This is a genomic window from Luteibacter anthropi (genome assembly GCF_023699965.1).
Taxonomy (GTDB): domain Bacteria; phylum Pseudomonadota; class Gammaproteobacteria; order Xanthomonadales; family Rhodanobacteraceae; genus Luteibacter; species Luteibacter anthropi.
Map to the genome: position 1 here is coordinate 3493418 of NZ_CP077072.1, position 11547 is coordinate 3504964.

The 11547-nt window shown below is 64.0% G+C and carries 8 protein-coding genes; 2 read left to right on the forward strand and 6 right to left on the reverse strand.

The annotated features are described in order from the left end of the window. The first annotated feature begins 93 nt into the window (after window positions 1–93). On the forward strand, window positions 94–990 hold the full coding sequence (locus KR767_RS15090; protein ID WP_250876839.1) for a hypothetical protein: 897 nt from the start codon (window positions 94–96) through the stop codon (window positions 988–990). 92 nt (window positions 991–1082) lie between these two features. Here KR767_RS15090 and KR767_RS15095 read toward each other — a convergent pair whose 3' ends face one another. The 6 genes from KR767_RS15095 to KR767_RS15120 form a co-directional block, all read right to left on the reverse strand. Next, the gene (locus tag KR767_RS15095) at window positions 1083–3032 is read right to left on the reverse strand and encodes a CocE/NonD family hydrolase (protein ID WP_250876840.1); all 1950 of its coding nucleotides are present in this window, start codon (window positions 3030–3032) and stop codon (window positions 1083–1085) included. A 10-nt stretch (window positions 3033–3042) separates the two neighbouring features. Then, window positions 3043–6048, reverse strand: coding sequence for a TonB-dependent receptor (locus KR767_RS15100; protein WP_250876841.1), 3006 nt, complete (start codon window positions 6046–6048; stop codon window positions 3043–3045). Window positions 6049–6140: 92 nt separating this feature from the next. Beyond that, a complete protein-coding gene (locus KR767_RS15105) occupies window positions 6141–6896 on the reverse strand; it encodes a DeoR/GlpR family DNA-binding transcription regulator (RefSeq protein WP_166948504.1) in 756 nt (251 codons plus the stop codon). Then, window positions 6886–8541: an ABC transporter permease subunit gene (locus tag KR767_RS15110; RefSeq protein ID WP_250876842.1), complete on the reverse strand. Its 1656-nt coding sequence runs from the start codon at window positions 8539–8541 to the stop codon at window positions 6886–6888. Before KR767_RS15110 ends, KR767_RS15105 begins: the two co-directional genes overlap by 11 nt. Further along, on the reverse strand, window positions 8538–9539 hold the full coding sequence (locus KR767_RS15115; RefSeq protein WP_250876843.1) for an ABC transporter ATP-binding protein: 1002 nt from the start codon (window positions 9537–9539) through the stop codon (window positions 8538–8540). The genes KR767_RS15110 and KR767_RS15115 overlap by 4 nt, the downstream gene beginning before the upstream one ends. A gap of 27 nt (window positions 9540–9566) precedes the next feature. Next, window positions 9567–10571, reverse strand: a complete 1005-nt coding sequence (locus KR767_RS15120) for an ABC transporter substrate-binding protein (RefSeq protein ID WP_250876844.1) — start codon at window positions 10569–10571, stop codon at window positions 9567–9569. Between the two features lie 180 nt (window positions 10572–10751). Here KR767_RS15120 and hisN point away from each other — a divergent pair, with 180 nt between their 5' ends. Further along, the gene (gene hisN, locus KR767_RS15125; RefSeq protein WP_250876845.1) at window positions 10752–11546 is read left to right on the forward strand and encodes a histidinol-phosphatase; all 795 of its coding nucleotides are present in this window, start codon (window positions 10752–10754) and stop codon (window positions 11544–11546) included. Window position 11547: the final 1 nt, after the last annotated feature.

Genomic DNA, 11547 nt, shown 5'->3' on the forward strand with positions numbered 1-11547 from the left:
GTTGTAGCCCTATCGTCGAAGAGCTCGGAAACCGGGACAATCCGCACGACGGAGCCGGCCTGCGCCGGTTCGATCGCCTGGGGATTCCAGAACATGAAGCATCTGGCGGTGATGTGTGCCGCAACACTGCTGACCGCCTGCGCCATGCAGCCGGCTTCCCGTGAGCCGGTTTCTGTCGATACGGGAGAAAAGGCCCTGGCGGATGTGCGGCAGTGGTACGAAGACACGGCGGCATCCTGTCCCGGACACCCGGCACGTGCGGCGGTGTCATGCAGCGGCGTGCTGCTGAGGGCCACGGAGAACAACCCGGCATTCCTTCCGTGGGATCCCAGTCCTTCATCCATTGCACGCGGCGGCGTGTCGTTTTCATACCTGCGTGCGGATGTGAATTTCACCCAGCTGGTGTTCACCTATCGCAACGGCTACATCATGTATCCGAGGGATCTTCGCCCGGAAGGTACGCTGGATGTAGCTGCCCTGTGTGCCTTTCCGATGGATGCGGATACCGCCAACCGTCCTGCGGAGCAGGGGTGTGGTGAAAACGCCGTGGATCCCCGGCCTGAGGCGACGCGTGCGTGCGATGCCCAGGACATTGGGGGCGTGATCCAATGGAATGTGCTGTTTGCCGCGATGGATAACAAATACTCGGGGCAATGCGGGTGGAATATCCGTGATGGCGAGCAGGACGCGGCGGCCCGGTTCCTGCTGAGCCTGCGTGCGCACGAAGCCATGCCGGAGAAGCAGCGAGCACTGGCGAACGAACTGCGCCTGGCGACCTGGCCAAGGGACAGCGGCACGCGGTTGCCCATACGAGCGTTCTTCTACGTGCCTGCTGCCACGGACGCCCTCGCCAAGGCACAGGACGACCAGCGCAGATATCGCGATCACTACGGTGTTTTCATACCGGTCCTGCAACTTGTCCTGCCGATCACGGTGGGTGAGTCAGCTCGTTTCGATTACAGGCCGTCCGACCAGATCAAATCACGGTAGGAGCGGACCTTGTCCGCGACTCCTCATTATCTTCGAGATGTCATGAGAGGTCGCGGACAAGGTCCGCCCCTGCAGGGGGTAGTGTGCAGGGATCAGTGTTGAGGGGTAACGGGCAGGCTTATGTACGTGCCAGCCTCGCCGTCGCGCAAGACCGTCTGCGTCGCCTTTTTGTAATCCCCCGGCTTGGCGTTGAAGATGTTCGGCACGAAGGTCTGTGGATTGCGGTCGTACAGCGGGAACCAGCTCGACTGGACCTGCACCATGACACGGTGCCCCGGCTCAAATACATGATTCACCGTGGGCAGTGGAAAGTCGTAGGCCAGTGGCTTGCCCGGTACAAGCGCCTTGGGCTTGTCGTAGCCCTCGCGGTATCGCCCACGGAAGATCTCCATGGCGATGGGTAGCTGGTACCCGCCCATCGACGGCTTGTCTTCCACGTCATCCGGATACACGTCGATCAGCTTCACTACCCAGTCGCTGTCCGTGCCCGTGGTGGAAGCCAGCAGGTGCACAAGCGGCTCGCCTGCCACGCCCATCGGTTTATCCAGCACGGGAGATACATACGTCAGTACGTCGGTACGCGTGGCGAACTGACGCTGGTCGTCTACCAGCCATTCGGGCCAGGTATCTTCACGCTCGGCGACGCCATGCGACCACGACTGGATCGGGCGCACGCGGTAGGGCACCGGTTTCGCCGGGTCGGAGATGTACTCGTCACTTCCCTTGTCAGGCACCTGCGCACCGAAGCCGCCATGAGCTTCGACATACCAGCGCTGCATGGTCGGCGTGCAACCCTGTGTGCATGACGAGGGCCATGTATCGAGCCGTCGCCAGGTGTTTTCACCGGTGACGAAGGCATTGATCGGAGCAATATCAGCCCTGGGGGCGCCATCCTTGAGGTATTGCGCGAGGAAAGGCCGCAGCATCTGCTGGCGGAAGGTCTTGCCCGTGTCGCTGCCAAGCTCGATGGCGCCGATGGTACTGGCGTTTTCCCATGTCTTCGCATGACGCCAGGGGCCGAGCACCAGCCAGAGCTTTTCATGGGAGGGGTCGCGCGGGGCGAGTGCACGGTAGACGGCCATGTCTCCGTAGTTGTCTTCCTGGTCCCAAAGGCTGTGGACGAGCATGGTGGGAACCGTCATCGGTTCGTTTGCTGCGATGCGGTCCAGCGCCTGCTCGGACCAGAAGTTGTCGTAGGCAGGATGGGCGAGGATCTTCTGCCAGAAGCCCAGCGCCTCCATGCCATGGGCGCGACCGATGTCGCCTGCCGAGCCGCCGTTGAGGTACAGGTCGTAGTCGTCGCGGTAAGCCGTGGTCCAGGGAATATCGCTGCCGCGCGAGTTCACCATGCCGTAGATGTAGGGAATCATCTGCTGGCGGAAGGCACCCCGATGAAACCAGTCGTCGCCCATCCAGCCGTCGATCATCGGATTGATCGGTACGGCGACCTTGAGCGCCGGATGCGGATGGATGGTGGCGATCATCGCCTCGAAACCGTCGTAGGAAATGCCGATGATGCCGACCTTGCCGTTTGACTCCGGCACCTGCTTCACCAGCCAGTCGATGGTGTCGTAGATGTCGCTGGATTCGTCGATGTCGGTGGGATTGCCATGTCCGACCGGTGGCCGGTTCATCACGAAGTCGCCTTCGGAGCCGTGCTTGCCGCGGATATCCTGGATCACCCGGATATAGCCGTCCTGCACGATGATGTCGGCCGGGTTGTCGTACCCGCGCAGGGTCGTGCCAAGGCGCGGGCTGTCGGTGCGGTTGCCCATGCCATCGGCGCCGTAAGGCGTTCGCGTGAGCAGGATGCCCGCATGCCTTGCTCCCTTGGGCACAAGGATAACGGTATGCAGCTTCACGCCGTCGCGCATCGGTATATCCACCGTGCGCCGTTCGTAGTCGTAACCGGCCTGGCTGGGAACGAAGTGGGCCGGCGTTTCCGTCGGCAGATCCTTGTAGGTGCGTTCGCCGCCGGTCACCGGAGCCGCGAGGGCTCCGGTGACGAGCGCAACGATGGACAGTCGCAGTAACGGATGCATGGTGTCTCCGTCAGAAGTCGTAGGTGATGCCGAAGCGGGCGTAGCGCGGCGGCGTGTAGCTGATCACGCGCTGGTAGGCGTCGTTGACCGAGTGGATGCTGCCGGAAACGGGTTCGGTCTGGTCCGGGCGTTGCTGGTTGAGCAGGTTGAACACCGAGACGTTGAAGGCCAGCTTGCGATCGGCCCACAGCGGACGATACTCCACGTTTACATCCAGCAGTTCCTGCCAGGGCTGGCGACCCATGTCACCCGGGCGCGAGGCCACGCCGAAACAGAAGTGGTAATAGCTGCCGTAGCCTGCCGGGTCGGTCTCGGCGGCACCGTAGCGCCCCAGGCACTCCTTCGGGCGGCCCGACTGCACGGTGAGGTTCGCCGAGACCATCCATTCCGGTGCGATCTGGTACGAGCCGTACATCTTCAGCTGGTGCTTGCGATCGTTGGAGAGATAGCCGTTGGCGTAGTCCATCAGCGTGGCGTAGTCCCAGTCACGCGAGGCGGCAACCGAACCCTGACCAACGTCGGATCGCACCTGGCCTTCGGTGTTGCCGTAGCTGCGCGAGTACAGGTAGTCGATCTTGCCCGACCACTTGCCGTCGAACGGATGCGACAGGTACACATCCAGGCCGTAGTAGTTGCGCTTGAGGTCGGTAAAGCCGAAGTCGTCGTTGGTCACCGTTACATCGGTATAGCCGCCATTGGCGTTGGCCAGCTGGTAGACGTTGGCGCGACCGGGGTTGGACAGATAACAGCTGCCGATCGTCACCGACTTCAGATCCGCGCCCTGTGCGGCGGCGGCGCGCGAAATCGCACCGTTGTCGCAGACGTCGTCGAGCGCGTTGCGCAGCTTGCGCACCGTGGCCTTTGCGCCCCAGATCCAGGCCGGATCGAACTGGTGGTCGAAGCCCAGGATGAATTCGTCCTGGTATTCCGACTTCAGGTTCTTGGAGCTGACGGTCTTCGGGTCGGGCGGCTGGCCATATTCGCCGTTCGGTGACACGGCGCCACCGGTGGCCGACTTGATGAAGGTGACACCGGTGGGCAGGCCGTTGGCATCGATGCCGGTATAGGTAAAGTACTGGTTGGTGGCCAGCGAACCGGCGGACGTGCGCAGGGCCACGGAGGCCGGCATGGAAAGGTAATAGCGACCGGCGTTGCCGTAGATCTTCAGCGTGGAATCGCCCTTCACGTCATAGCTGAAGCCGAGGCGGGGCGCCCACTGCGGCTTGGTCAGGCGAAGGTACGGCTGGCCGGCCGGGTTGTAGTTGGTAAACGCATCGTTGCGCAGGCCCAGCGAGAGCAGCAGCTTGTCGTTGACCTGCCAGTCGTCCATCACGTACTGGGCGCGCTGGCTCACGCGAACCGTGGCTAGCGTGTTGTAGTGGCGGTAGTAGCCGTAATAGCCGGTGGCACCACCAGGATAATTGCCGACCTTGTCGACGAAGGGGTTTTCGCTGATGTTGAGGTTCGGATCGATCTTGCCGTACCAAAGCTCGTAGCCGACGCCACCGATGGTGGTGCCGTCTTCGTAGTCCTTGGTGTCCTGATTGTCGATGCCCGCCGTGATCGAGTGCGAGCCGATCTTGTAGTTGAGGTCCACCCGCAGGTTGCGCGCGTTGGACTCATGCCCGGGGTTGTCCACCGTATCGAGGGTCTGGTGGTTGGTGATGGGCGTGCCACCGGTGTACGCAGGATTCTGCTGGTCGATGGCACCGATGAAGGGGCCGACCACGCCGGTCTGAGCAGGTTCGTTATAGTAAGTCAGCTTCGACTTGCCATAGAGTGCCGTCAGCGTCAGGTCGTCGGTGATATAGCTGGTGAACTTGCCGATATAGATGCGGGCCTGCGTCTTGTCGGTTTCGCCGATGCTGTTGAAGCTGCCGGTGCTGAGCGTGTTGTAGTCGTAGTTGTACTTGCTGCCGCTCGTGCGATGCGTCTCGCCGACGCTCGTGAGCTCAAGGATGTTGTTGTCCGTGATGTTCCAGTCGATCTTGCCGTAGAACTTCGGATCCTTGTACGTGTACTTCGTATCGTAGGAGTGATTCAGGTCGCCGACGTTGTTGCCTTCCGTGCGGGCCGCTTCCACCGCGGCGAATACATACAGCTTGTTCTCGATCAGCGGGCCGCCGGCGTAGGCGCTGATGGTGCTGGTCCAGTCGCGGTTGTCCTTGTTGCGCAGGAAGATGCTGCCCTGGGTCTTTGCGTCACCGTGTACATATCGGATATCACGCGCATCGGACAGCGCAAACTCCGGCTCCCAAAGCACTTGCGCACCGAAGTGCCATTCATTGGTGCCGCGCTTGCCGACCTGGCTGATCACGCCGCCATCGGAGCGGCCGTACATCGCGGAATAACCACCGCTCAGCACTTCCTGCTGGTCGATCGCGCCATAGGGCAGGCTCACGCCGCCGAAGCCGCTGAGCGGATCGGTCGTGTTGAAGCCGTTGATGTAATAAGCGTTCTCGCTGACCGACGAGCCGGCAAAGGAGACCAGCGAGCCGCCGAAGGCGCCCTTGAAGCTGGCGATGCCACGCGTTGCACCCGGGGCAAGCAGTGCAATGCCTTCGGCCGAGCGCTGCAACGGCAGGCGGGCCAGGTCGGCCGAGGTGATCACGGTGCTGGAAGCGACGGTGGCGACGTCGATCTTCGGCACCTGGTTGGCTGAAACGGTCAGGCCTTCGAGTTGCTGGGTGCCACTGGCGGCTTCGAAGGAAACATCGGTGGCGGCGCCGACACGCAGGGTAATGTTGTCCCGCGAGTCGACGACCGCGCCGTTCTTCTTGAGCGAGACCTTGTAGGTGGCCAGCGGCAGGGCTTCCACGGCATAACGGCCACGGCCGTCGATGCCGACTTCACGGGAAAGACCGTTGCTGCCTTCGATGAGCACCGTCTCGCCATCGGCGATGGGTGCCTGGCCAGTGATGCGTCCGGTCGTAGCCTGGCCATGGGCGAGGCCGGAAAGCGACGCGGCGACGGCGGCGCAGATCAAGGTCCGTCGTAGGGAAGGTCGGGGTTGCATGGTAAAGCTCCAGAAGGCTTTCGATTGGGTGGGTATGGCTTCAATCGATCTAAAAATGCAGCGTGGAGCGGCCTTCCTGGCACGTCGTTTTCTTAGGCGTATTCGATGGCGCCGACGATGCCGGCAATGGCAGCGATGGCGCGGGATTTCTCGGCGCGGCGGTCGGTGACCAGTACGTCGATGCGATCGGCGGGGCACCAGGCCACGCGGCTGCGGACACCGACCTTGGCGTGGTCGGCGGCGATCATGATGGAACGCGCATTGGCACACATGGCGCGGGCGATCTCGGCTTCTTCCAGCTCGAAGCTGCTGGCACCGGCGGCGGCGTCGATGCCCACCGGCGAGAGGATGGCCAGGTGCGCCTGGTAACGGGCGATCTCGGCAATGGTGGCGGAGCCGTGCGTGCAGCCGATGCGTGCGTCGAAGCGGCCGCCGAGCAGGCGCACTTCGTTATCGGGACGTGCGGCGAAGCGGGTGGCGACGTCCACGGAGTTGGTGACGATGGTGAGGCCGCTGCGTGCGGAGAGCGCTTCGGCGACGAGGGTCATGGTGCTACCGGCGTCCATGAAAACGGTCTGGCCGCTTTCCACCAGGGACGACACCTTGCGCGCGATGGCGCGCTTCTCGCGAACACGGGTGGCGTGGCGGACATCGATCGGCGGTTCGTCGTCGGCAAGCACGGCACCGCCGTGGACGCGGCGGATCTCGCCGCGATCGGCCAGCTCCACGAGGTCGCGGCGGATGGTTTCGCGCGACACGCCCAGTTCGGTGACGATGCGCTCCACGGACACCTTGCCGCTGGCACGCAGCAGGTCACGGATGCGGGTATGTCGTTCTTCATGCCACATGGCGGCGGTCCTTCAATACGTGCAGGGCAAGGCGCATGGCGCCCAGTGCTAAGGCACCGGCCAGCACCACGCACATGGCGTATGCAGCGGCCTGCGCCAGGAATCCGTTTTCGTCCAGTCGCATCACGCTGACGGAGGCGAGGCCGAGGTCGGGGGTAACGAGAAAGATAACGCCGGACAAGGTCACCATCGAGCGCATGAACAGGTAGAAGAAACCGGCGATCGTAGCCGGTGCGGCGAAGGGCAGGATCGCATCGCGAAGCACATGCCGTGTGTGGCCGCCAAGACTGGAAACCACGTCTTCCAGGGCGCCCGGTACCTGGCGCATGCCTGCCTGCATCGTGAGGAAGGCCTGGGCGTGGTAGTGATAGAGGCTGCACGCCGCGACGATGGCTGCGCTGCCATACAACCACGCCGAGAGCGGCCCATGGTTGAACGCCAGCACGTAGCCCAGGCCAAGCACCATGCCGGGTACGGCAGCGGGCAGCGTGGCGAGGAACTGGATCGGTCGCGCCCAGCGCGGTGGTACGGAGCGCAGGCCGGCGGCCAGCGCGAAGATGAGTGCGATGCCGGCAACGGCGGCAAGCAGCGACACGCCAAGCGAGGTGGCAACCGGGCCATACCCTTCGGGCATGTCGAGGTAGTGCGCGAAGGTGATGGCCGGATCGTAAGGCCACAGGCGGACCAGGCTCACGTAAGCCACGGTGGCGACGACGGCAAGCATGGGCAGCAGTGCGAGCGCACCCCCGAGCCCGAGCAGGACATCGCGCAGCACGCAGCGTGACGCAACCAGGGGCAGGCCGACGACGCCTTCACCGGCGTCCTGGCGACGGCGCGCCATGCGACCCAGCGCCACGGAAAGCAGGGCGGGCAGAAGCAGGATGACGCCGAGCGTGGCGCCCATGCCGAAGTCCATCTGTCCGACCACCTCGCTGTAGATTTCCATCGCCAGCACACGGTAGTTGCCACCCACCACCACGGCGCTGCCGAAGTCGGTGAGCGTTTCGGTGAATACCAGGAAGGCGGCGGCTATCAGGGCAAAGCGCAGGCGCGGCAGGGTGACGTCGAGGAACTGGCGCAGCGGGCCGGCACCCAGCGACGCGGCGGCATCGTAATGCCGTGCCGGCGTGCGCTCCAGCGCGGCGGAAATCACGATCACCGCCTGGGGCAGGCTGTACAGCGTGTTGGCGATCAACAGGCCCCAGAATCCATAGATGTCGGTAGGCAGGCCGGTGAGGCGGTGGACCAGGCCGTTGCGACCCAGCAGGCAGACCAGTCCCAGGCCGATCACCAGCGACGGCGCGAGCATCGGCAGCAGCAGGATGCCGCGGATCAGTTCCTTGCCGGGAAGGCGCGAGCGGTGCAAGGCCATGGCGAGGCATAGTCCGAACAAGACGGTGGCGAGCGTGGTCGCCGCGCCGATCGCCAGGCTGTGCAGGGCCGCACGCGGCAGGCCGGGATCATCGAGCAGATGCGTGTAGTTGGCGAAGGTGATGTGTCCCTGGGCATCGGTGACACTGCGCCAGAGCACGGTGACCAGCGGATGCAGGAAGAACAGGCACAGCACCGCAACCGGAACGCCGACCAGCAGCCACGTACCGATGCGCGGCATCGAAAGCCCCCGTGTCGTCGCTACGGCATTCATGCGCAGACCCATGCACCGCGAGCGGCGTCCACGATCACGGCTTCGCCCGGGGACAGCGTGCAATGGCCCGGCAGCTCCGCGATCAGCCTGCGGCCGCGCCAGTTCAATGCGGCGCGTGCGAGGTTACCGAGGAAGGTGATGTCTTCGATGACAGCCTCCCCGCGGGGATCGGCATCGATGTGCAGGTCTTCCGGACGCACGCAAAGCTCGAACGTGGTGTCCGCACCTGGCGGCCGTCGCTCCAGGAAACCCGGCATGGCCTCGCGCACGAATGTCGTGGGCAGCAGGTTGGCACGGCCGACGAAGTCGGCTACGAAACGCGAGCGTGGACGCTCGTAGAGGTCGCGCGGCGAGCCGGATTGCTCGATGCGGCCGTCACGCATGCAGATGATGGTATCCGCCATCGACAGGGCTTCATCACGGTCGTGCGTGACCATGATCGTGGGAATGCCCAGCGAGCGCTGCAGGGCACGGATATCCGTACGCAGCTGGGCGCGCAGGCCAGGGTCCAGTGCGGACAATGGCTCGTCGAGCAACAGCAGGTCGGGTTCGGTCGCCAGCGCGCGGGCGAGGGCGACGCGTTGCTGCTGTCCGCCGGACAATTCGCCTGGATACTTCCCGCCGGCATGAGCGAGGCCGACCAGAGTCAGCAGTTCGTCGACACGACGACTGACGTCGTTGCCCTTGCGAGCCTTTAGTTTCAGCGGATAGGCGACATTGGCAGCGGCATCCCGGTCGGGAAACAACGAATACGACTGGAACACCAGGCCCATGCGCCGCTCACTCGCGGGCAGCCGGCTGATGTCGCGGCCGTCCAGCCACACCGTGCCGGTGTCGGCGGGCGTCAGCCCGGCGATGATGCGCAGCAGGGTGGTCTTGCCGCAGCCACTGGGGCCAAGCAGGCAGACGAAATCGCTGGCCGCGGCGGCGAATGAAATGCCGTCCAGCACGGCCTGACCGTTCCAGCGCTTGCCCAGCTTGTCGATACGAAGATGCATCCGCGTTGTTTCCCCTGGGCTGGCGCGTCAACGCGTCAGCTTCTTGTACCTGGCGATGAGCGAGGTCCGTTCGCGGGCTGCCGCTGCGAAATCACGGGCGGGCAGGGTGGCGACGATGTCTGCGGGCAATCCGGCACGCTGTTGTTCGTCGGTGGGCACGCTGCCCGGCGCGGCGACGATTTCCTTGTAGCCTCGATAGAGCGCCGCCGCCTGTGGCGATGCCGTCCAGTCGAGAAAGCGCTTCGCATCGTCGGGATGCAAGGCCGCCGTCATCAATGCAGAGCCTTCCAGCTCGTATCCACTGCCATCGGTGGGTAGCACCATATCGATGGGATAACCCTGGCGAATGGATTGCATCGCGGCAAACGCAAAGGAAATGCCGATCGGGAATTCACCGATGCGCGCAAGCTTGCACGGTGCCGAGCCGGATAGGGTGACCTGTCCGATGTTGCGCGACAGTTGCACCATGCGCTGCATGGCGGCGTCATCGCTGCCGTTGGCGGTCAGCGATGAAAGCACCATATAACCGGTGCCCGACGATGCGGGATCTGGCATGGCGATCTGGCCGCGGTACATCGGATCGCCCAGGTCGCTCCAGCGTCGGGGGGCGGGCAGGCCACGCTCCGCCAGCGCCTTGCGATTCACGCACAGCGCCGCGAGATAGCCGGTGGGAGCGAACCAGCGCGCGTCGCTTGCGCGGAATGCCGGGGGCATCGCATCGATGTTCTTGCTGTGCACCGGTGTCAGCAGTGCAGCGATGCGCGGCTCCTGCATGTCGGTGACGGCCATGCCCCAGACGACGTCGTTGCGTGGCTGCGCGGATTCCGCAATCAGGCGCGCGGCGAGATCGCCACTGGAAAGGCGCAGCACATGGATATCGATATCGGGCAGTGCCTTGTGCGCTGCATCGAGATACGTGGCGATCTCGTCGCTTTCCAGCGCGGAATACACCGTGATCGATCCGGCATGCGCCACGCCCTGCATCGCGGCGAAGCCGAGGAGGCTGGCGATGAGTTGAGGGTAAGAGGGCATGGCGGGCCGTTCGTGCTAAGGATCGTTGAAACGTGGTGTGATCGTGCCACATCTTGTGTGGCGATTTGGGTATATTTGCAAACCTGTGGCTTCAACGTCCACCGGAAAATTTTCGTTTTTGTCATCAACCCGCAACGTGCAAACGCTAGTTCCCGCACGTTCTTTCGCGAGGAGTGTCGCTTGAAGGAGCCGTTGTCCGCCGCAAGGCGGAAGGAGTTCGAAGACTTCGCCGCTGCCATCGCCGATGGTGCCAGATCCATGTCACTGCCACGTTTCCGTCGGCCGGTGGATGTGAGCCTGAAGGGCGACGCGAGTCCGGTGACCGAAGTGGACCGTGGCGTCGAGACCATGCTGCGCGAACGCATCGAGGCCGCCTGGCCGATGCATGGCGTGCTGGGCGAGGAATTCGGTGCCGAGCACACCGATGCAGAGTACGTGTGGTCGATCGACCCCATCGACGGCACCCGTAGCTTCATTTCCGGCTGGCCGCTGTGGGGCACGCTGATCGCGCTGCTGCGCGATGGACGCCCCGTGCTGGGCGTGCTCGACATGCCGGCCTTGAACGAGCGCTGGATCGGGCATGTGGGCGTGGCGACCACCATGAATGGCGAGGCCTGTCGCACCCGCGACTGCACGTCGATTGCCGAGGCTACGCTGTATACCACCACGCCCGACATGTTCACACCGGACGAATGGGCGCGTTTCGACCGGACGAGCCGGGCGGCCTATGCGCGCCGCTTCGGTGGCGACTGCTATGGCTACGGCATGCTGGCCTCCGGCTATATCGATGCCGTGGTGGAGTCCAACCTGATGCCTTACGACTACCTGGCCATCGCGCCGGTCGTGCAGGCAGCCGGCGGCGTCATCACCGACTGGGAGGGGCGCCCTCTCGGATTGCACAGCGGCAGCCGCGTGGTCGCCGCTGCCACCCCGCAGTTGCATGCTGCCCTGATCGCATCGCTTGCCTCGGACTGAC